This window comes from Leucogemmata humicola, from assembly GCF_055379415.1.
Genome location: NZ_AP040875.1, coordinates 1,105,596 through 1,127,026 on the forward strand (window position 1 = coordinate 1,105,596; position 21,431 = coordinate 1,127,026).

19 protein-coding genes and 1 tRNA gene are annotated in these 21,431 nt (G+C 62.8%); 12 read left to right on the forward strand and 8 right to left on the reverse strand.

The window, feature by feature from the left end; all coding sequences use genetic code 11:
- Positions 1-228: 228 nt before the first annotated feature.
- Positions 229-1,008 (forward strand): hypothetical protein, encoded by a 780-nt coding sequence (locus AC6H4Z_RS04600; protein ID WP_497545558.1) that lies wholly within the window; start codon positions 229-231, stop codon positions 1,006-1,008.
- A 12-nt stretch (positions 1,009-1,020) separates the two neighbouring features.
- On the opposite strand, the gene AC6H4Z_RS04605 is transcribed toward AC6H4Z_RS04600, so the two are convergent.
- On the reverse strand, positions 1,021-2,721 hold the full coding sequence (locus AC6H4Z_RS04605; RefSeq protein WP_497545559.1) for a sensor histidine kinase: 1,701 nt from the start codon (positions 2,719-2,721) through the stop codon (positions 1,021-1,023).
- Positions 2,722-2,889: 168 nt separating this feature from the next.
- On the opposite strand from AC6H4Z_RS04605, the gene AC6H4Z_RS04610 reads away from it, so the two are divergent.
- Both AC6H4Z_RS04610 and kaiC read left to right on the forward strand, forming a co-directional pair.
- Positions 2,890-3,228, forward strand: coding sequence for a circadian clock KaiB family protein (locus AC6H4Z_RS04610; protein ID WP_497545560.1), 339 nt, complete (start codon positions 2,890-2,892; stop codon positions 3,226-3,228).
- Positions 3,225-4,808: a circadian clock protein KaiC gene (gene kaiC / locus AC6H4Z_RS04615; protein ID WP_497545561.1), complete on the forward strand. Its 1,584-nt coding sequence runs from the start codon at positions 3,225-3,227 to the stop codon at positions 4,806-4,808. Before AC6H4Z_RS04610 ends, kaiC begins: the two co-directional genes overlap by 4 nt.
- An 8-nt stretch (positions 4,809-4,816) precedes the next feature.
- On the opposite strand, the gene AC6H4Z_RS04620 is transcribed toward kaiC, so the two are convergent.
- Together AC6H4Z_RS04620 and AC6H4Z_RS04625 are read right to left on the reverse strand one after the other, a co-directional pair.
- Positions 4,817-6,403 carry a DHA2 family efflux MFS transporter permease subunit gene (locus AC6H4Z_RS04620; RefSeq protein WP_497545562.1) on the reverse strand — a complete coding sequence of 529 codons (1,587 nt, stop codon included), beginning with the start codon at positions 6,401-6,403 and terminating at the stop codon, positions 4,817-4,819.
- The gene (locus AC6H4Z_RS04625) at positions 6,400-7,647 is read right to left on the reverse strand and encodes an HlyD family secretion protein (protein WP_497545563.1); all 1,248 of its coding nucleotides are present in this window, start codon (positions 7,645-7,647) and stop codon (positions 6,400-6,402) included. Before AC6H4Z_RS04625 ends, AC6H4Z_RS04620 begins: the two co-directional genes overlap by 4 nt.
- 51 nt (positions 7,648-7,698) lie before the next feature.
- On the opposite strand from AC6H4Z_RS04625, the gene AC6H4Z_RS04630 reads away from it, so the two are divergent.
- Positions 7,699-7,772 (forward strand) — tRNA-Arg (locus AC6H4Z_RS04630).
- Positions 7,773-7,827: 55 nt separating this feature from the next.
- Here the strand turns inward: AC6H4Z_RS04630 and AC6H4Z_RS04635 are convergent.
- Positions 7,828-9,804 (reverse strand): HD-GYP domain-containing protein, encoded by a 1,977-nt coding sequence (locus AC6H4Z_RS04635; RefSeq protein ID WP_497545564.1) that lies wholly within the window; start codon positions 9,802-9,804, stop codon positions 7,828-7,830.
- A 74-nt stretch (positions 9,805-9,878) separates the two neighbouring features.
- On the opposite strand from AC6H4Z_RS04635, the gene AC6H4Z_RS04640 reads away from it, so the two are divergent.
- Positions 9,879-10,385, forward strand: a complete 507-nt coding sequence (locus tag AC6H4Z_RS04640; RefSeq protein ID WP_497545565.1) for a YidH family protein — start codon at positions 9,879-9,881, stop codon at positions 10,383-10,385.
- Here the strand turns inward: AC6H4Z_RS04640 and AC6H4Z_RS04645 are convergent.
- Positions 10,382-11,221, reverse strand: coding sequence for a helix-turn-helix transcriptional regulator (locus tag AC6H4Z_RS04645; protein ID WP_497545566.1), 840 nt, complete (start codon positions 11,219-11,221; stop codon positions 10,382-10,384). The genes AC6H4Z_RS04640 and AC6H4Z_RS04645 overlap by 4 nt on opposite strands.
- A 96-nt stretch (positions 11,222-11,317) precedes the next feature.
- Between AC6H4Z_RS04645 and AC6H4Z_RS04650 the strand changes: the two genes are divergently transcribed.
- Positions 11,318-12,268: a tetratricopeptide repeat protein gene (locus AC6H4Z_RS04650; RefSeq protein WP_497545567.1), complete on the forward strand. Its 951-nt coding sequence runs from the start codon at positions 11,318-11,320 to the stop codon at positions 12,266-12,268.
- A gap of 181 nt (positions 12,269-12,449) precedes the next feature.
- The gene (locus AC6H4Z_RS04655; protein WP_497545568.1) at positions 12,450-13,109 is read left to right on the forward strand and encodes a hypothetical protein; all 660 of its coding nucleotides are present in this window, start codon (positions 12,450-12,452) and stop codon (positions 13,107-13,109) included.
- Here AC6H4Z_RS04655 and AC6H4Z_RS04660 read toward each other — a convergent pair.
- Positions 13,086-14,288 (reverse strand): glycosyltransferase family 87 protein, encoded by a 1,203-nt coding sequence (locus tag AC6H4Z_RS04660; RefSeq protein ID WP_497545569.1) that lies wholly within the window; start codon positions 14,286-14,288, stop codon positions 13,086-13,088. The two genes, AC6H4Z_RS04655 and AC6H4Z_RS04660, sit on opposite strands and share 24 nt — an antisense overlap.
- Before the next feature lie 143 nt (positions 14,289-14,431).
- Here AC6H4Z_RS04660 and AC6H4Z_RS04665 point away from each other — a divergent pair, with 143 nt between their 5' ends.
- From AC6H4Z_RS04665 to AC6H4Z_RS04680, 4 genes are all read left to right on the forward strand, one after another.
- On the forward strand, positions 14,432-15,520 hold the full coding sequence (locus AC6H4Z_RS04665; RefSeq protein WP_497545570.1) for a peptidyl-alpha-hydroxyglycine alpha-amidating lyase family protein: 1,089 nt from the start codon (positions 14,432-14,434) through the stop codon (positions 15,518-15,520).
- A gap of 13 nt (positions 15,521-15,533) precedes the next feature.
- Positions 15,534-17,006 (forward strand): aldehyde dehydrogenase family protein, encoded by a 1,473-nt coding sequence (locus tag AC6H4Z_RS04670; protein ID WP_497545571.1) that lies wholly within the window; start codon positions 15,534-15,536, stop codon positions 17,004-17,006.
- An 81-nt stretch (positions 17,007-17,087) separates the two neighbouring features.
- On the forward strand, positions 17,088-18,284 hold the full coding sequence (locus tag AC6H4Z_RS04675) for a pyridoxal phosphate-dependent aminotransferase (protein WP_497545572.1): 1,197 nt from the start codon (positions 17,088-17,090) through the stop codon (positions 18,282-18,284).
- Positions 18,285-18,346: 62 nt separating this feature from the next.
- Positions 18,347-19,336, forward strand: a complete 990-nt coding sequence (locus tag AC6H4Z_RS04680; protein WP_497545573.1) for a YncE family protein — start codon at positions 18,347-18,349, stop codon at positions 19,334-19,336.
- Here AC6H4Z_RS04680 and AC6H4Z_RS04685 read toward each other — a convergent pair whose 3' ends face one another.
- Positions 19,337-19,918, reverse strand: coding sequence for a hypothetical protein (locus AC6H4Z_RS04685; RefSeq protein ID WP_497545574.1), 582 nt, complete (start codon positions 19,916-19,918; stop codon positions 19,337-19,339).
- A 210-nt stretch (positions 19,919-20,128) separates the two neighbouring features.
- Here AC6H4Z_RS04685 and AC6H4Z_RS04690 point away from each other — a divergent pair, with 210 nt between their 5' ends.
- Positions 20,129-21,049 carry a YybH family protein gene (locus AC6H4Z_RS04690; RefSeq protein ID WP_497545575.1) on the forward strand — a complete coding sequence of 307 codons (921 nt, stop codon included), beginning with the start codon at positions 20,129-20,131 and terminating at the stop codon, positions 21,047-21,049.
- Positions 21,050-21,058: 9 nt separating this feature from the next.
- Here AC6H4Z_RS04690 and AC6H4Z_RS04695 read toward each other — a convergent pair whose 3' ends face one another.
- Positions 21,059-21,337, reverse strand: a complete 279-nt coding sequence (locus AC6H4Z_RS04695) for a hypothetical protein (protein ID WP_497545576.1) — start codon at positions 21,335-21,337, stop codon at positions 21,059-21,061.
- Between the last annotated feature and the right edge of the window lie 94 nt (positions 21,338-21,431).

The window sequence follows — 21,431 nt, forward strand, 5'->3', positions numbered from 1 at the left end:
ACGTATGTCGAACCGAAATTTACGTTAGAAAGTTCGAATACGTCCGTTGCAACGGTGAGTGCTGACAGTGGTATCTATGCTCACGTGGTGGCAAAGGCCTCTGGCAGCGCGACGATAACCGTACGCTCCACCCGTGAGCCACAGAACGTCGTCACCGTCGCCGTAACCGTGCAACAGGCACCTACGAGTAACGACGTTGGTGTAAGGTACTCAGCGACTGCCGCTCTCGTGCCGACGTCCACGACGCCCATGGCGTCGCGGCTTGGGCCGTCTGAGCTGTCGGTCAACGTGACGGTGGTCAACCCAACGACTGGTATACGAGACGTGTTGCTCGCTGGCTGCCCCGCCTGGATTCGTCTCTACGACAATGCCGGCTACTCCGGGAAACCCGTCGCGGACATCCCGCGTGGGGTCGAATGTTCGGTGGATCCACGTCGTCTGTCGCTTGCAACGGGGCAATCCGAGAGCTTCCCGGCTGAAGGATTCCGGCTGACTCTCTCGGGGCAGTCCATCGTGCCGGGCCGCTACTACGCCGCTGCTGCGGTCGATCGCGTGAACGATCTGCTAAGCGTTCCGGCTGGTCCTGTCGATATTGTCGACCCGAATGCCGGCTTGGCTTTTATGGCAGCGACGACAGTAAGCGATGGACAGCTTCGATCGACTGTGTCATTCACGAACACGAATAGCGACCCGGTTCGGCTCGAGTTCGGCGCTTGCCCAGTGTCGTTGCAGGCCTATCGCACTGCTGATCGAAGCGGAACCCCAGCCTGGGATTCGAATCGGCGACAGGATGCCAACGGCTTCGGGGCGGTCTGTGTGAGTTCTCTCACGACGACGGCGATTGCACCGGGCGTGACTGCGTCCTCGAAGGAGTACAGCCCAACGTTCCCGGTAGCCAACATGCTAGGCGACTCGCTTCCTGCGGCGCACTACTACTTCAAGGTAACGGTAGGTCTCAACTGGCGTTACGTCGACGTCGTCGCCGGCGACGCTGACGTGAAGAAGTAGCCGGCGCTCGATCTACGAACGGTGCGGCACCACCAGCGACGTCGGTCGCTCAGCTGTCGCACGTTCGAGTGCGCGCGCACTAACCTCCACGCCTTGCGCAATGATCCGCTCGACGATCCGCAACGCTTCGCCGAGTGCGGGCTCGAGAAAGCCACGACCGTTCAACCGTAGCAGTCGTTCGACCTCCTCGCGGAGAATCGTCCATTCGCGCCGCAGCCGGTCGGTCGTCCAACCCAACTGACTTCGCTGACGCCCGTGGAATTCGGCGATCGCCGCATGAATCTTCGTCGCGTCGGCGACCTCGATCGACATTTCGCCACTCATTTCCTCGACTGCAATCAACGTCGCCGCGATCGCCGCAACGTAGGCGATCATGTGGTTCGACAGCTGGCAGCCACGCAGCGCGCCGACGCCGTCGATGATCGGCTCGTCACGTAGACGCGTTGTGAACGCATCGAGCAAGGATTCTAGATCTCTCACAAGGACCTTCCCCACCTCGCCGAGGCCCTGGAGCCGCGCCGCCGCTTGTGGCGAGGTGGCGTTCCATCGAGCGGCGCGCTCCGCGGTGTGAGATCCGTCACGCAACCAGAGCGTGAACGTCGATCCACGACCTGCTTCGCTGCTGACCACCAGATCGCCGTTCATGAGTCGAGCCAATCGGCGGCTGATCGTGAGCCCCAGGCCGGACCCGTCCTGCGAGCGCGTGTGTCCCTGTTCGACCTGCACGAACGGATCGAAGATCGCCCCGAGTTTATCGCGCGGAATGCCGCGGCCCGTGTCGGTGACGCTGAAATACGTCCACGGTCCCGACCCCATGAGTTTCGCGTCGGCCGGCCCTCGATCGGCGGCGCCGCACTCGAGGTGCACACGTCCGCCGCGCGGAGTGAACTTTACCGCGTTGTTGAGGAGGTTCACGAGCACCTGGCGTACTCGGTCTTCGTCGCCCTCGAACGCCGCTTTGACGATCGACGACGCGTTCGACGTCAGGCTGATCCCGTGACTCTCGGCGATCGGATGGACGAGCGTCAGCGCCGCGTCGAGCACGCGCCGGCCTTCGCCAATGCCGAGATGCAACGATAAGCGGCCGGCTTCGACTCGAGCGAGATCGAGCACCTCGTTCACGAGGCCGAGCAGGTGCTGTCCACTCAGACGAATTCGGGAAACCTGACGGTGCTGATTGTCGGAAAGCGTTCCGCCGATTCCGAGGTCGAGCAACTCCGCGTAGCCAATGACGGCGTTGAGCGGCGTGCGAAGCTCGTGACTCATCAGCGCGAGGAATTCCGATTTCGCATGGTTCGCGGCTTCCGCTTCGGATCGAGCGGCGCGTTCACGGCTGAGCTGCGCGACGCGTTCTTCATGGCGCTTGCGGTCGGAGACGTCGCGAAGGGAGACGAGCAGTGCACTCTCGCCATCCCAATCAGTATCCACGATTCGTAACTCGGCGGTTACCGGGCCACCCGACGGCCGCACGACATCGACCTCGATGCTCTCGCCAGCGACGACGGGAAACCCCAGGTCGCGGCCGATCAAGTCGTCGGCGTCGCGACCGAAGAGTTCCGCGGCGGCACCATTGGCAAAGCGAATCACGCCATCACGATCGACAATCGTGATTCCGTCAGGCAAGCGATCGATGATCGATCGCAATCGCTCCTGGTTCGATCCGCCTCGCTGTTGGTCTGTCGCCTGCCGAACGTTCGCCATCGCGGCTTCCATCGCAGAATGTGTCGGGCGCGCCGTCGCGTTTGACCGTCCATTGTCAAACTCCGTGCCTTCGCCGACTGACCGGAGCAACGCGATCGCGGACTGGTCCGGATTCTGCATTTTGCCGCCGCAACCCGATACGAGCCGAATGACAACGCCGCCCCTCTGGAGTCGTTGGAAATGAGTATTCCGAAGACGGCTACCGAGTCGGAACGCCGGTTCGTGCTCAAGCTGTTCGTCTGTGGTGTGAGCCCGCGCACCGATTCCGCAGTCGCGAATCTCCGACACCTCTGTGAGGAGGAGTTGCAGGGGGATTGCGTCCTCGAGGTGGTCGACGTTCTCGAAGAGCCGGATCTCGCCGAGGAGTCGAAGGTCCTGGCCACGCCGACGCTGATCAAACTCCTTCCGCCGCCCATCCGTCGGATTATCGGCGATCTGTCGGACCGCGAAAAACTGCTCGTCGGTCTGGAGATCGGCCGCGGCGATCTACGATCCAACCTCGAACGCGATCCGAAATGACCGACGACACCGAAGCGGAACTCGTCAAGCTTCCGACAGGCATCGAAAGCTTTGACCTGATCGCCAAGGGCGGCCTTCCCAAGGGTCGGACCACGCTCATCTCCGGCACCGCGGGCAGCGGCAAGACAGCACTCGCCGTTCAATTCCTGGCCGCCGGAATTCGGCAGGGGCAGAACGGCGTTCTGGTCACCTTCGAGGAATCGGTCGCCGACATCCGAACCAACATGCGCGGCTTCGGATGGACACTCTCGCAGTGGGAACGTGAGGGAAAGTTGGCAGTGGTGGACGCATCGCCCGATCCGAACATCGAGACCGTCGAAAGCGGGAGCTTCGACCTCGGCGCGCTGCTCGCACGCGTCAAACGCGCCGTCGAGCGCGTTGGCGCAGAGCGCGTGTCGGTCGATTCACTCGGCGCGGTGTTCTCGCAGTTCTCCGATCAGTCGATCGTTCGCCGCGAGTTGTTTCGTATCGCCTGGGCGCTCAAGTCGATGGGCGTCACCGCAATTCTCACCGCCGAGCGCACCGCTGACTACGGGCCGGTTGCGCGTTTCGGCGTCGAAGAGTTCATCGCCGACAACGTGATGATTCTGCGCAACGTTCTCGAAGGCGAGAACCGCCGGCGAACGATCGAGATTCTGAAGTTCCGCGGCACGGATCACCAGAAGGGCGAAGTCCCGCTGACGATCGTCGCAGGAACGGGCGTGGTCGTGATGCCGCTGTCCGCCATGCAGCTCCGTCAGAAGTCGTCCGACGTGCGCATCTCGTCGGGCAACGAAGACCTCGACAAGATGTGCGGCGGAGGATTCTTCCGTGATTCGGTGATTCTGGTCTCAGGCGCGACGGGTACAGGAAAGACGCTGACAGTCGCACAATTCCTCAAGGGCGGCGCCGCAGTCGGAGATCGAGTTCTCCTCTTGGCGTTCGAAGAGAGTCGCGAACAGCTCTTTCGTAACGCGATTGGCTGGGGCGTCGATCTCGACAAGATGGAACGCGACGGCTTGCTGCGCGTCGTGTGCGAGTATCCGGAGACGGAAGGTCTGGAGGATCGGCTGCTATCGATCCAGCGGATGATTGCCGAGTTCAAACCAAATCGCGTTGCGCTCGACAGTCTGTCGGCGCTCGAACGAGTCGGGACGATCAAGGCGTTCCGTGAGTTCGTGATCGGGCTGACATCGTTCATCAAGCATCAGGAAATCACGGGATTGTTCACCGCGACGACCGCTTCGTTGATGGGCGGCACGTCGATCACCGAAGCACATATCTCGACGGTCACCGATTCGATCATTCTGCTCCGCTACGTCGAGATGTTCGGCGAGATGAAGCGCGGTATGACGGTGCTCAAGATGCGCGGCTCGGTGCACGACAAGGGCATTCGAGAATTCCGGATCGACCAGACGGGCATGCATTTGGGCGTTCCGTTCCGCAACGTCACCGGCATCATGGCGGGAACGCCATCCTACGTCTCGCCTGGCGAGCTGACGCGCGTCTGGACCGAGTTTGACGAGCAGCGCGCGGGCAGTGAGCCGGTGGGCGCTGCGCCGCCGGTGGACCGTAGGGGCGGGGAAGATCGACGGCGGTAGCGCGAGCGTTAATGCGCGGCGACCTGGCCGCCCGCTCCTGGATCGTTGCGTTTGAGCGCGAACGATAGAACGAACATCACGACCGACGCGAAGCCAAGCAGCCAGAACGTGTCGATGTACGCCAACGTCTCGGCCTGTGCGAGCACCGATTGGTAGACGCGTGCGATCGCTTGCCGCTGCGCTTCATAACTGCTCAGGCCTGCGTGCGCCAAGCTTCGCGTGATCGCGGCAAGCTGCTCCTGAAACGTCGGATTGTCGGACGCGACGTGCGGCACCAACTGCACCTGATGGAGCTGTGCGCGTCGCGCAATAATCGTCGTAACGAACGACGTGCCGATGCTGCTCCCCATGTTACGCATGAAGTTCAGCAGTCCCGCCGCATTCGTGTTCTTGTTGGCTGGCAGTCCGACGTACGCGGCGAGCGTGATCGGCACGAAGAGCAGTGGAAGTCCCGCCGCCTGAAGAATTCGCAGCCAACGCGCCGTCTCGAAGCTGATCGTCAAATCGAGCCACTTGGCCGAGATGAACATGGAGCCGGCGATCAACGCCCAGCCGGCCGCGACGAGATACCGCGCCTGAAAGTGCGACGTGAGCCGCCCGACGATCGGGAGCATCGCGAGCAGCAGAATGCCGCTGGCCGATAGGACGAGCCCAGCTTTCTCGCCCGTATACCCAACGAGCGTCTGCAGAAAGCGGGGCATCATCACGAGGCTGCTGAAATAGACCACGCCCAACATCAGCAGCATGAGATTGCTGCTCGTGAAGTTCAGGTTCTTGTACAAATGCACATCGACGATCGGGTGCTCGTGAAACCACTCCCACACCACCATCGCGACGAGGCAGACGACGGCGATGATGCTGAGCACGACGATGAATCGCGATGAGAACCAGTCGTCCTGCTGACCCTTGTCGAGCGCGACTTGAAGCGCACCGACGCCGAGCGCGAGTAGGCCGAAGCCGATGTAGTCGAGCTTCACACCACCACGCGCGAGTCGCTTGAGATACGGCGGGTCCTCGAGCACGTGGAAGACGAGCACCAGCGCGAGTGCGCCAACCGGAACGTTGATGAGAAAAATCCAACGCCACGAATAGTTGTCCGTGAGCCAGCCGCCGAGGGTCGGGCCCACGAGTGGCGCGAGCACTGCGGTGACGCCATACAGGGAGAACGCTACGCCGCGTGTTTCCGGTGGAAAGGTGTCAGCCAGAATCGCCTGCGCCATCGGCTGCAGTCCGCCACCCGCAGCGCCCTGCAGAACGCGGAAGAACAGGAGCAACCCCAAGCTCGGTGCGATGCCACACAGAAATGAGCTGATGCTGAACAGGAGGATGCAGGTCATGAAGAACCGCTTCCGCCCAAAGATGCTCACGAGCCAGCCGCTGATCGGCAGCACGATCGCGTTCGCTACGAGATACGAGGTGAGTACCCACGTGCTCTCGTCGTAGCTCGCGCTCGTTGCACCGGCGATGTGAGGCAGGGCGACGTTGGCGATGCTCGTGTCGAGCACCTCCATGAACGCCGCCATCGATACGACCACCGTGATGAGCCACGGATTGTGCGTGGGGCGCCAATGCGCCTCCGCGGCCGGTGCCGTCATCGCACTCTGACGGTGGGTACCGCGGACATGCCCGGCCCGAGCACCACGTGCGCCGGATCGGGCCGGTCATCGATGACGATCTTCACAGGAACGCGCTGAACGACTTTGACGTAATTCCCCGTGGCGTTCTCGGGCGGTAGCAGGCTGAACGCCGCGCCACTGCCGGCCTGAATGCTCTCGACGTGTCCGTTGAAGATTCGATTCGGATATGCGTCGAATTTCACCGTCGCATGCTGCCCGCGTCGAATGGTCTTGAGCTGCGTCTCCTTGAAGTTCGCCACGACCCAGACATCGTCGGGGACGAGTGACAAGATTCGCTGCCCAGGCTGCAGATAGTCGCCGACTTCCACGTTCCGGCGCGTGACGCGCCCGTCGGTCGACGCGTAGATCTTCGTGTACGAGAGTTCGAGCTCTGCCAGCCGCACGGCCGACTCGAGCTGCGACACCTGGGCTTCTGCTTCCTGCGCCTGTGCCTTGCTGTACGCGATCTGATCGGGCGCACTGCGGGCTTCAGAGAGCTTCGCCATCGCCTCGTCGACCTGCCCCTCGGCCTGCGCGAGCGCGGCCTTCGCGGCCTGTTCGCTGCGAATTGCCGCGTTGAGTCTGGCATTCGCCGTCCGGTGCGTTGCCACGGCATTGTCCGTCTGCTGACGGGACACCGCGCTCGTCTTGAGTAATGTCTGATACCGCTGGACGTCGGCACCCGATCGCGTGGCCTCGGCCTCAGCCGCGACGCGCTCAGCCTGCGCGGCGCCGATCTGCGACCGCGCCCCGTCCGCCGAACTGCGCGCTGCGGCTACGGCGGCTTCTGCCTGACGGATCCCGGCGTTCGATGTCTTAGATACGACGCTGACGTTGATCGATGCGGCCGAGTGTTGCGCAGCTCCCGCGGCGAGATTCGCACGAGCCTGACTCAGCTTTGCTTGAAAGTCGCGCGGGTCGAGCTCGACGAGTAGCTGTCCCTTCGTGACGTGCGTGTTGTCGTCGACGAGCACTCGTGCGGCGTAGCTCGACACGCGCGGGCTCACGGCCACGACATGCGCGTCGACGAACGCGTCGTCGGTCGTCTGGAAGTTCCGTGCGTTCAGAAAGCGTCGGATGCCGAAGAATGCTCCGAACACCAGCACACCGGCGATCAGCGCGAGCACGAGCGGCCGCCGTAACAGCGATCGCTTCGGTTTGACTGCTACGGGTTCCTTCGGCGTCTCACCAGCACCAGGCATCGGGCCCTGGTCGGGCAACAAGAAGGCCACTCCGTGTTAGATTCCATGGGCCGCGCTCGTTGCGGCCGTGTCGCGCCCATAGCTCAATCGGATAGAGCGTCTGACTTCGGATCAGAAGGTTGGGAGTTCGAGTCTCTCTGGGCGCACTGTAACGCCGCCGTCACCCGCTGCTCGGGTACGGCGGCGTTCCTGTTTTCAGAATCAGAGCTGACGCCAGTCGTGCTGCAGAACGTCCTCGTACGGCTTGCTGTCGGCCATGACGCGGACGAGTTCGGAGTCGAGCCGTCCAGCCTCCGCTTCCGACTTGAGAATGTCGATCGCCTTCTCGGGCGGAACCGCTCGTTTGTACGGTCGATCGGACTCCGTCAGCGCGTCGAACATGTCGGCGACGGTGATCATCCGCGTTTGCAGCGCGATCTCGTTGCCGTGGAGCCCGCGCGGATAGCCGACGCCGCTGAGCTTCTCGTGATGTCCGTACGCGAAGTGAGCGAGATGCTTCAGATCGTCCGTCCATGGAATGCGCACCAGAAATCGATATGTCTCGCTGACGTGCGACTCGACCTCGGCGCGCTCGCGTTCATCGAGCGTTCCATGAGTGATCTGGAGAAAGTGTAGTTCGTCCTCGGTCAGATACGGCGAAACGGTGCCATCGGGCAGCGTGAACATCCGTCGAGATATGTCCACCAGTTCTGCAGGTGGTGGCTCATCAAGCACGGCCGGCTCATTCGCTTTGTCCACCACGCGTCGCATTCGTGCGAGTTCCTCGATCTGCCCGGCGAATTCGGCGTCGAGGCGCGCTGTCGCTTGCGGATCCGACGCAGCGGCGAGCCGCCGTTTGTAGTACTCGACTTCGAGGGTGCGATAGATGAGGTCAAATCGACCCTGTGTGCGCACCCAGAGAGCCGGAGGCAGCTTCTTTGCCTTCAGCAGCACGGCGTCACTGACCGTGACTTTGCCGAAGTCGTGCAACAACGCCGCAAAGCGAAGCTCACGCATTTGCTTCGCGGAAAAGTGCACGTCGCGATAGACACCACTCGTCTCGCGCTGCACGGCGGCAGCAAGCCGCGTGGTGAGCGCGGCGACACGCACGGAGTGGCCGGAGGTCGTCGGATCTCGCTGGTCGATGGCCGATACCGCCGCCTTGACAAAACTCTCCAGCATTCGCTCGATCTGCCCGTACAGTCGCGCATTCTCGATCGACACCGCCGCTTCTCCCGCCAACGACTCGGCGAGGCGCACTTCTCGAGCCGAGTAGGGAATCACGTAACGGTCGCAATCCTCTTCCGTCCTGATGATCGCGTCGCGCTTCGTCTTGCGATTCACAAAGAGGAGAACGCCAACGACGTGATGCAGCTGATCGACCATCGGGACGATCAACATCGATCGGCGGTGATACCCGTACTGCTCGTCGAACGTGCGGCTGGCCTCGAAGCCAATGTCTGCTGGAAGGTCGTACGCGTCAGCGACGACGACCGTTTTGCCCGTGAGCGCAGCGTGGCCGAGGATGGTCGAATTGTCGATGGGCAGCCTGCGGTCCATCATTCCGGACACTTCAGTGAGCGAGTCGAATTCGTGAAGTGCCATGCGTAGCACGGGCGCTTCGCCTTCGTTCCTCTCCACCAGAATGAGAACGCCGGCATCGCTCTCGGTAAAGCGCTTTCCCACCTCGAGGATCTTGTGGAGCAACGCAGTTCGATCGTGCTCGGTCATCAGTGCCATGCCGATGCGAATCAACTCGTCGAGCTCACGATTGCGTCGCATCATGTGCCGCCAGCGAGTCACTGCGGTGGATCGGGCACAGGCGAGTTCGCAGGCAGCCTGGAGAATGCCGAACCGTGCGGCCGCGTCTGTGACGCCGGCCATCGAGATGTGCGCCCCGCGCCCGAGCGCCCTCTCGGCGTCGCGATCGGTGACGACGACGACGACGTGACGCGGCAGGTGCCGTACGGCCTCCATGCGATCGAGCATCGAGCCATCAGCGAGAACGACCGATGGCTGGGGGCGTGCCTTTGAGTCGAGCAGCGCATCGACCGAGCGCCATTCGACGTCGCCAGCAACCTCTGGTCGGGTCGCGCCGTGATACACGGGGCAACTCAGCGGCCGCTGGTCGCCATCAGACGGGTGGGTCATGGCGGCAATGAGCGCACCGAGTGTGCCGATTGACGTTGTAACGAGCATCGGCGCAGCTCGCGATCGCCGCATAGGCTCTTGGCCCACTGGCTCCGATTGACGTTGGCTCGCCAACGTCAGTGATGGCCGACGGATCATCTGCGGAAAAGCCCAAGCCGCCGTTCGAAGTGCCGCCAGCGCTCGCCGCCGGCGCCGATGCCGATTCGATCTCGGTCGAGCTCTCGGCTCGCCGCACCGGAATGTCGTTTCAGCGAACGCGGATGAGCGCGGATCGCACGCTGATGAGCGTGATTCGAACGTCACTCTCTCTCATCAGCTTCGGCTTTACGATCTACCAGTTCTTCGAGCACCTGCAAGAATCCAAGGTCGTGAGCGGGACGCACTCCGCGAGAAATTTCGGCGTCGCCCTGGTATGGCTTGGCGTGGCGATGATCGCGATCGGAATCATCTTCCACCTGCAGTTCATGGTCGGGCTGCGCAAAACTCGGCGCGAAATGGCCGACGCCGGACTCATTCACGCACAGAGCCACTTCCCGCCGTCGTTCACGTTGGTCACAGCCGTTCTCCTGCTGCTCCTCGGGCTCGCGGCCATCGGCAGCGTCGTGTTCAAGGTCGGTCCGCTCTCCTAGTCGTGTAGCAGCGCCCGCAGCGCGCGCGGCGTATTTCCGAGCGAGCGCCGGCATATGCGAACGAGATGAGAATGGCTCGCGAAGCCAACCGCGTGCGCGACGGCGGACAGCGTTCCGTCACCCACCAGCTCGAGAGCGGCGCGCACTCTCAGTTCGGTACGGTAGTCATGCATCGTGCGCCCCGTCTGCGCGCGAAAGACACGGCACAGGTGGAAGACCGACGTTCCAATCTCATGGGCGACGTCGCTCGCCGGGCGATTGACCGGCAGCGTGCGCAGTAACTCGGCCTTCGCATGCTCGGTGAGTTCGCGCTGACGACGAGCCGCTGTTGCGCGACGAGCGAGTGGGCGTGGCGGGGCGCGATGCGCCAGGCCAATCACCTGCGCCACGATTCCGATGACAGTTTCCTCAATTTCGAGAGAATCCACGTCGCTGCGACGCACGCGCTGTATCAGACGTCGCTGCCTCAGGTATAGCTCCGGCGAGCTCGGCCCGCGCTCGAAGCGAAATGCGGGCGCGGGTGCGTCGGCGACCGCGGGGTCGAACGATGCGGCAATGTCGCGCGCCAGGTCGTCGGACACGCCAAACCAATCGCACCTGTCACCCTCCGGAGCGATCGCGAACCGCTCGTATCGTTGGCCGCGATTGTAGATCGTGACGAAATTCGCGTCGGCGACGAACGAGTCGGATCCCTCATGCTTGATCCACACGCTCGTTCGCGGAAATACCACGATCGACCGCTCGATGGGCCCGGAGTCGCGAAAGGACGGATGATGCACCGGACACCGAAACTCTCCGATCGACGCCGCGTCGCCGTCGAACAGGAGACGATCCACTGGCAATGTGTCCCGCCGAATCGAGCAATGGGGTGGAAGCGCGCGACCATGCAGCGCGCTTGTATGTGCAGACACCATTTCGTCGGAGATCACCACATGTGTCACAGCCGTCGCGTCCTGTTCGCGTTGCTCTGTTCAATGTCGGCCGAGCGCGTTGGGGCGCAAGCGATCACCCCAGCGTCGCAACAACCACAGACCGAGGAATTACAACGCGCTAACGCGCTCTTTACCCAAAGTGATTGGTCGGCCACGCTCGACGCATACACGGCTCTCGCCAAACGATATCCGACGCATGCGCTCTCTCGGTTTCGCATCGGCGTCGCGCTGGTCGGCCTCGGTCGTTTCGCCGAGGGCGAAGCGAACCTCCGTCAGGGCGAGCAGCTCGGCGTCCCCGTTCCGCAAGCAGGATTCCGTCTGGCCGAGTCGTTGGCCGAGCAACACAAGAGTGACGCGGCGATCGCTGAACTCCTACGCTCGGCCGCCGCTGGTGCCCTAATCGGTCCACAAGCCGTCGAGAGTGACGCGCATTTCAGTTCACTCAAAACGCACCCCAAATGGGCTGCGGTGCTCGACGCCTTCGACGCCGTCGTGCAGCCGTGCAAGCACGACGCGCGCTTTCGCGAGTTCGACTTCTGGGTCGGCGACTGGGACGTTCGGCCCACTGGCGTGACGAATCCGGCCGGCCCTCCCGCTCGAAATACTGTCACGGCCGAGGACAACGGGTGCGTGGTGATGGAGCACTGGACAGCGCCGAGCGGAAATGCCGGCCAGAGCTTCAACATCTTCGACCGCTCGGTCGGGAAATGGCGCCAGACGTGGGTCGACAACTTTGGTGGCCAGCACGACTACCGTGGCGGCCTCGTGAACGGCAACATGGTTCTCATCGGTGACACCCCGGCGCCGAATGGTGGCCTTGGGCGTATTCCGACGCGGCTCACGCTCTTCCACATCAGCGGCGATTCGGTTCGCCAGTTCTTCGAGACTTCGCCGGACAGCGGCCGTACGTGGGTGACTAGCGCTGACCTGATGTACGTCCGCCGCAAATAGGCGTGATCTGTATCACTTCGATGCAGCGCTGCAACGAAATCACGTGATCCAAATCACGTTGATGCGAACATGCAACAACAGCGATCCGTGATGCGAATCACGAAGACCTGGCGCGCACACGCAACACCGGTTCGATTGCACCCACGGCCCAGGCCGGCGTGTGGCTTCCTACTGCGTGATGATGAAACGACTCGATCCTGCCCTTACCAACGACCCCGCTTTCAAAGCCCTCAAACGGCTGACGTCGCCCAAGATGGTGCAGGACTTCCTCGACCGCATTCCAATCAACATGGAGCCGGACGGGGAAACGTGTACCTCGCCATTGGTCACGCTACGCCGCAACACGGCGCATTGCCTCGAGGGGGCGCTGGTCGCTGCGCTAGCGCTGTGGATGCAGGGGCAGCGGCCGCTGATCATGGACCTCAAGACGACGGATGACGATGTCGACCACGTCGTGACGCTGTTCAAGCAGCACGGCCACTGGGGCGCGATCACCAAGACGAACCACGCCGTGCTGCGCTTCCGCGAGCCGATCTATCGCAATCTTCGCGAGCTCGCCGCGTCGTACTTTCACGAGTATTTCCTCGTGAACGGCAAGAAGACCCTTCGTTCTTACTCCACGCCCTTCGACCTGGCGAAGTATCGCGGCGACTGGATTACGTCGGAGGAAGATCTCTGGGCGCTCGAGCGCGCCATCGATCGCGGACCGCACCGCGCACTATTGAACCGGCGTCAAATTGCGGGGCTGCGACGCGCCGACGCGATCGAGATCGAGGCCGGCGAAATCCGCGAATGGCGAAAGGGGCGACGGCCAGGACTACGCCGCGATCTGCGCCGGTGAAGCGTCGATTTGCGCTCCTTCTCGCACCGGAGTATCGCCGACGATTGACATCCACACCGCCAGCGCGCCGACGAGCGGGGCGTATACGTACGCCTGCGTGACCATGGGCAGCCAGAGCTTGAGCTGCGGCAACGGTCGCGGCAAGAGCGCGGCAACGATTACGAACGGGACTGTCTGCAGCGTCGCGCGCGACAAGGCGTACCACGCCACGGGCAGCAGCGCGACGTATGAGTAGTCTTTCATGCGCGGCATAACGAGCGCATACACCGCGAGCGTCACCAGAACGATCACCACGCGATCCGTCGTGCCGTTCGCGCGAGTTCTCTGCCACCAACGCACGGTGTACACGAACACCGCCGCGACCACAGCTGCGTAGAGGATGTACGCCACGGTCATCGGCACAGGCAGCTTGAGGCCGTTGAGCTGATCGACCAGATCCTGAAATACGCCGAGCGTCGAGGGGTCACCCCATCCACGTTCACCAAGCTGCGACACGCTGGCAATGAATTCCTTTGTCGCCGCGGGCATGAGGAGCGCGTTCGCGCCAAGCAAGGAAACGAAGAACGCCGTTCCGCCAACGAAAGGCTTCCAGAGCGGACGTTCATCAATGACGAGCAGCGTGCCAAGGAAGAAAATCGGCGTGAGCTTGAATTGTGCGACGAGCACGACGAGTGCCGCGAACAACCAGGGACGTCGCGCGAGCAGTGCCGTGAACGCCAGCCAGAGTCCGAACTGTTCGAATACGGCGATGTTACCCGCCGTGAAATCCACCAGTGCCGCCGAGCCAAACGCGAACGTGAAGAAAAAGATCGGTGGCATGAGCGTCATGCGCGCATTGATCGCTCGCATCCAGAGGCGTAGCGTGATCGTGAACGCCAACGCCTTCGCGGCTATCCATACCAGTTTTGCAACGAGGGGATTCAGCTGCCCCAAGGGCGCGAAGGCCGCGGCGGTGAGCGGCGTGTATACGTAGTGGAAGTACGACGCCTGCCCCGGCATCACGCTGTACAGCGAATGGCCGGCGGTGAGTTCATGGCCGGCCCACCAGTAAACCATCACATCCCACTGGTACGCGGCAAGACTCGTAAACACCTGCACGGCCGCCGCCAGCAAAATGGCGATGGCCCAGGCGTCGAGCGCGACATGCCATCGAGGACGGTCCGAATATCGAAGCAACACGGGCGTGAGGACGAAAGGGCGAAGGCGGCGCAATTGCCACACGAAATGCGACGATTCCCTCGACGCCGGGGTCACTCTACGCTCGACCCGGAGCCAGTAGCGCGGTAACTTCGGCGGTCTTCAGCAGCTCCGATCGCCTCAACATGGCGATCGACGCTCTCACCACCGAGGCGCTCTCCATGAAGCGACTGACGCTGGCCGTTCTGACCTGTCTCGCCGGCACATTGGGCGCGCAATCCGTGCCCGAAATCCGATTCGACGCCACAGCGGATTTTCTCAAGCTGCCGACGAATACCAATTTCGGCGAAGTCGCCGGCGTCGCGATGGACGCGCGCCGTCATCTATTCGTATTCAGCCGCACCGGAGTGCGCAGCACGTTGCACGGTCAATCGTCAGCGCAACTCTTCGAGTTTGGCCCTGACGGTGTGTTCATCAGAGAAATCGGAAAGGATCTCTACAGCTTCGCCTTCGCTCACACCGTGCGCATCGATCGCGACGGCAACATCTGGGCGACCGACGAAGGCACGAACATGATCACGAAGTTCAATCCCGCCGGCAAAGTGCTCATGGTACTTGGCCGACGCGCCGAGGCCGTGGAAGAAGCTCCGCCGCGCGCTCCCGGCGCACCCGAGCCCCGGCCGGGCTGGGGAAGCTTCAATCGCCCCACCGACGTCGCGTGGGACCTCGCCGGCAACCTGTTCGTCGCCGACGGCTACAACAACTCGCGCGTCGTGAAGATCGACAAGAACGGAAAATGGGTGAAGACATGGGGGGACCGCGGCAAGGACACGTCGCAGTTCAACATTCTCCACTCCATCGCCAACGACGCAAAGGGAAATATCTACGTCGCCGATCGAACGAACCGTCGAATTCAAGTCTTTGATCCCGACGGAAAGTTTCTGCGCCAGTTCACCATCGACGTTCCGTTCACCAAGGACGTGGACGTCATGCTCGGCGCGCCGCCAGGACCCAACTCACTCAGCGTATCCGGCGCGCCCTGGGCGATCTGCATTACGCCAGGACCGACGCAATACCTCTACAGCTCCGACGCCGTACCTGGTCGGATCTACAAACTCACTCTGGACGGAAAGGTCGTCGGCGTTCTCGGCGAATCCGGAAAACAGATCAAGCAGTTCGGTTGGATTCACCAGATTGCCTGTCCATCGGAAAACGAGCTGTATGTCGCCGAGTTGCTGAACTGGCGCGTGCAGAAGTTGACGCTTCATCCGTAACGCGCAGCACACGATGTCATCGAGGCAGCGCTTCTACGCACTCTACATCGACGGCAAGTGGGTCGATTCGGCGTCGCGTCGGTGGATCGACGTGATGAACCCGGCGACGCAGGAGATTTTTGCGCGCGTTCCCGACGCTGATGCGGCAGACGTCGCGGCTGCGATCGGCGCCGCCCGACGTGCGTTCGACGACGGGCCGTGGAAGGATGCGAGCGCGCAGGAGCGTGGCCGAATTCTATTTCGCCTCGCGCAGGTCGTACGCGATCACGCCGCTGAGTGGGCGCAGCTCGAGACGCTCGACAACGGGAAGCCGATCGTCGAATCGGAATTCGACATCGCCGACGTCGCTACCTGCTTCGAGTACTATGGCGGACTCGCGACGAAGATTCACGGCGACGTGATTCCAGTGCCCGACAACGCACTGAGTCTCGCACTGCGCGAGCCGATTGGTGTTGCAGGTCAGATCATTCCGTGGAATTACCCACTGCTCATGGCGGCGTGGAAGCTCGCCCCCGCGATTTGCGCGGGTTGCACGATGGTGCTCAAACCCGCGGAGCAAACGCCGGTGACAGTGCTCGAGCTGGCGCAGCACTTCGAGGCCGTGGGCTTGCCGCCAGGTGTGGTCAACATCATCACGGGCTACGGGGCAACGGGCGCCGCGATCGTTGCGCATCCCGATGTCGACAAGATCGCCTTCACGGGGAGCGCTGAGGTTGGAAAACACATCATGCGCTCGGCGGCCGACACGCTGAAGAAGATCTCGCTCGAGTTGGGAGGAAAGTCGCCGAACATTCTGTTCGCCGACGCCGACTTCGAGGCAAGCGTTGATGGCGCGTTGTTCGGCTTGTTCATCAATCAGGGCGAAGTCTGTTCGGCGGGGAGCCGCATTCTCGTCGAGCGGTCGATCTACAAGAACGTCGTCGATGCGATGGTCGAGAAGGCGAAGCGCATCAAGCTCGGCCCGGGCATCGATCGGGCGACGAAAATGGGTCCACTCGTGAGTCGCGAACAGTTCGACCGCGTTCGCGAATATCAGGAAATTGGAAAGTCGGAAGCAAAGTTGGCGATTGGCGGCGGCGCAGCGCGTGGCGACGCGTTGGATCGCGGCCTGTTCGTCGAGCCAACGATCTTCTACGACGTTGACAATAGTGCGCGTATCGCCCGCGAAGAGATCTTCGGGCCTGTCGCGTCCGTCATTCCCTTCGACACCGAAGACGACGCCATTCGCATTGCCAATGACACGGACTACGGTCTCGCGGCGGCCGTGTGGACGCGCGACGTCTTCCGCGCCATGCGTACGGTGAAGCGACTGCGCGCAGGAATCGTCTGGGTGAACCACATGCAGCCCACGTTCGTTGAAGCACCGTGGGGCGGTTACAAGCAGAGCGGCATCGGCCGCGAGCTCGGGCGGTGGGGCGTCGAGGAGTACCTGCACGTGAAGCAGGTGCACATCAACCTCAACGAGCAGCCGATCGGCTGGTACTGAGGCTAGGGCGAGGCGGGAAGAGGTCGCTATCGGACGGGGCTCGCACGCGATACTTTCGAGGCACTTCGACCCGGAGAGCCCATGTCCGTCTCACGCCGTTCGTTCGTCACCACCATTGGCGGCGGCGCCGCCGGACTCCTCGTCTCGCCAACGATCAATTGGCGCGGCCACGAAGCACTGCTCGCCCAGCAGGGAACGCAGGGCTCTCCAGGCGTCGCCGAGCGACGCGCCGATCGATTGCTCGCGTCGAAGCCCGGTATGATCCGGATCGACAGCAACGAGAATCCGAATGGCCCGGGTGCACGCGCGCGTGACGCGATCGTCGCTCATCTCGTCGACGCAAACCGCTATCCGACGAAGGCTGAAGACGATCTCATCGCCGTGATCGCGAAATTCCACAACATCGCGCCGGAGAACGTCATCCTCGGTTGCGGATCGGGTGAGCTGCTTCGCGCAGCCGTCCAGGCGTTCACGTCGACGACCAAAGGCCTCGTATCGCCGGAGCCGACCTTCGAAGCGCCGGCGAGCTTCGCGAAGTTCATCAGCCGCCCTGTCGTGTCGCCCAAAGTCGACTCGAAGTTGCGGCTCGATCTGAACGCGATGGCCGACGGAGCCAAGGGGACGGGACTCGTCTACTTCTGCAATCCGAACAACCCGACCGCCACCGTACACGGCAAGAGCGATGTCGCGTCGTACGTCGAGCAGGTGAACCGCACATCGCCCGACACGACTATTCTGATCGACGAGGCGTATCACGAGTATGTGGAGGATCCAGACTACGCCACCGCGATTCCAATGGCGTTGGCGAATCCGCGCGTCGTTGTCACGCGAACCTTCTCGAAGGTATTCGGCATGGCGGGCATGCGCGCCGGCTACGCTATCGGCCAGCCCGCGACGCTCAAGAGCATGTCGGCCTGGCTACTCGGATCGAACGTCAATCAGCTCGCGCTCGCCGCAGCGATGACCACTGTCGCGGACTCCGCGCACATTGCCGCCGAGCAGAAAAAGAATCGCGACGCGCGCGCGTTCACGCGAAAGTTCTTCGAGAACGCGGGATTCACCGTGCACGCCGCGGAAGCGAATTTCATGATGATCGATATTCGTCGCGACGCGAAAGCGTTCAAGCTCGAGTGCGTGAAGCACAATGTCGCGATCGGCCGCGCGTTCCCGGCCGTGCCGACGTACGCGCGCGTGTCGGTCGGCACGATGGCCGAGATGCAGAAGGCGGTCGCCGTCTTCAAAACTGTTCTGAGCCAAAAGGTCGCATCGTCGCACTGAGTGCCTGTAAGGGTCTTGTTGTCGCCCTGACCGAGTTACGGGACGGGCGACAAATTCATCGCATGCGCCCACACCACGCACTCATCTCGCTCGCGATGCTTGCGAGCGTCGCCACCGCGCAGCAGCCGCGCGTCACAACTGGAACCGTGCTCGTTGCCAATCAACAGGCCGCGAGTGCAACGATCGTCGATGTTGCGACGCAGGCGACGACGACGCTCGACATCGGCGCCGGACCGCACGAAGCCGTCGTGTCGCCCGATGGCAAATGGGGCGTGATCACGATCTACGGAGTCGCCGGCGCTCCCGGCAATCAACTCGCGATCATCGACCTCGCCGCAAAGAAAGTCGTGCGCACCATCGACCTCGGCACATACACTCGGCCGCATGGTGCGTCGTTCCTGCCGGGAGAACCGAACACGATTGCCGTGACGTCGGAAACGACGCAGAACGTCGTGTTCGTCGACATCGCGCAAGGCAAGGTGCTCGGCGCCGTGCCGACGCAGCATCCCGGATCGCACATGCTCGGCGTCACAGCCGACGGGAAGCGCGCCTTCACGGCGAGCATTCAGTTCGGCGGCATCAGCGAGATCGATCTCGAGAAGCGCGCGTTCGTGCGCGATCTCAAAGTCTCCGAGTCCACTGAAGGCGTGGCCGTCGCGCCCGACGGCAACACGGTGTGGCTCGGCTCGCGCACTCTTGCGACGGTGAGTGTGGTCGACGCGAAGTCGTGGACGCCAGTTGCAACGCTTGCCGGATTTGGCCTTCCGTACCGCATCGGCATTTCTCCCGACGGATCGCTTGCCGTGGTATGCGACGCGAAGGACAACAAGATTCACATCGCCGATGTTCGTACGAGAAAACTGATTGGCGAAGTCGCAATGCCTGGTTCGCCGCGCGGCGTGAAGATCGCCTCGGACAATCGAACTCTCTTCGTGACGCTCGGCCCCGAGAATTCACTCACCGCGGTGGATCTGGTCGACCGCAAGGTGCTGTGGACGGTGCCGGTGGGAAAAGCGCCTGACGGAGTGTGGTACGGCCCCGCGCCCCGATAATTAGTCGGCGGTGAAGTACGCGCGTATGCACCACGACACCGCGTTGTCGACGAGATCCTTCGACACGTGGTCGGGGCACTTCGGGGCTTGATCCAGCCCTTCGTTGACGGCGATTTTCACGAGAACGATGGATCGTTCGGGGCTCACGCCGCTCGCTTTGAGCGTCTCCGTGTAGTTCACTACGGCCAGACGCATGAGGCGACCAGTGCGCCCAACGCGCGCCATGGGCGTGTCGTCGCCCGCCACGACAAAGTCGTTGCCGTCGGGGTCGTTGAGCGCGGTGAACACGGCGCGCGCATCCGCGGCCGTGCGCGCCGCTGTCACAACGTCCGAATGCTCACCGTGACCTGACGAGCCACCCTCTTGCCGATTGGTCTCGATTGGGGCCGGTGGCTCGAGCTCGAGAAGCTCCCAAATGCTCTCATCGTCGAGCTCGGCCCATGATCGCGGAAAGCTCCAGGCTCGGCGAACGATACCCTCGCTGTCGAAGATCAGGCAGCGGCTGGCGCGCGCGCCCGGAATATTGGTCGCGTCCATCTCGCGCACTCGCCACGCCATTCCTTGGTGTCGAAAATCTCTCACACCTACCTCGACCACGGGACCTCGTATCGGACTACGTAACGGACGCGAATATTCAGGAGTGTCGACCGCTACCGCGCATGGTTCGTGCTCGCGCAAAGATGCCGCCGCGTTTCTCGCCAGGAATCTCCGATTGGCGTTGGGTGCGGACGGTAATGGGCTGCGGGCGCAAGGCTAGCGCGCGACTTTCGGGCGCGGTACCGTGTTGAACACATGACGCCCCGCTCGCTCCTGCCCGCAGCGCTGCTGCTGATTGGGTGTAGGCTGCACCGCACCCCCGTCGCGCCCGAACCGGCGCGCGGTCCAGCGCGTGACAGCCTCTTCCAACTGGATCAGTCCCGCGGCGACTCGGTCGCCTCCCGCGGCCCCGTCCCGGGAGGGCTCGCCCTTCTGGACGCTGACGTCATCTTCCTGCGTGCGGGCGTTCCAGCGACGTATGGACGTGACGCCGCGCGTGCATTGCTCGCCGCCGCCCCGGAGAACGCTGGCGTCCCCACCTGGCAGCCGCTCGGCGGAAGCGTCTCGTACGATCTCCGTTCCGCCTACACGTTTGGGATCGCGGCGCGTGAGGGCCAAAAGGGCACAAGGCTCGAGCGGTATATCGCCTACTGGCAGCGCGCTCGCGGACAGCCCTGGCGCATCGTCGCGTACGCCGAGGTCAACGCGCCGGCTGGGGCAGAGGTGAGGTTGACGCCCGAGCAGCTGACACCGCCGGTCCGCCAGCTGTCGAAAGACGCTCGCGAAGCCGCCGCGAAGATTCGTGGAGTCGACAGTCTGTTCTCCGACCTCGCTGACCGTATGGGGACGGCCTATGCGTTTTCGAATACCGTGGCCAAGTATGGCGCCGTATTCGGAGGCACGCGCCTCGTCGTCGGGCCCGACGCGGTGAACGAGTTCTACACCACGCAGAATGGCGGCACCGCACTCACTTGGCGTCCCGTGTACGGGTCGGTCTCTGCCGCTGGCGATCTCGGCTTCACGATTGGCGAGTATATCGCTACGGGCCGAGGACCATCGGGCGCCGCGGTGCAACGCTTCGGAAAGTATCTCACCGTCTGGCAGCGTCAGCCCGACGGCACGTGGAAATTCCTCGTCGACGGCGGCAACGGTACGCCGGCGCGTCCCGAGCGCTGACGACGACGTTCACCAATCGCCGCGCTTCTCTCCCTGTCGGTATGCGCGCAGCAGCGTGAACGACACACCGCCGTACGTGACGATGTACGCGAGCCACACGAAAATCTCTCCGATGCTCTTGTCGGTGGTGTGGAGCGCGAATCCGTAGCAGAACAGTCCGAGAAACGCCCACACGAGACAGGCAAGTCCGGCGCGAATGAGCGCCCACCGGCGTACGCGCTCGGCGTCTCGCTCCTCGGCTTCGCGCTTCACCTGCATCTCTTCGTAGAGCTGCTTGTTGACCGGCATCGCGCGCCTTCCTGAACGAAAAGGGGGAGAAGTACGATGCTCGTACCGCGCCCCCTGCGGTCCTGTTCCGCGAGGCCGGTTTACATCCGTATGG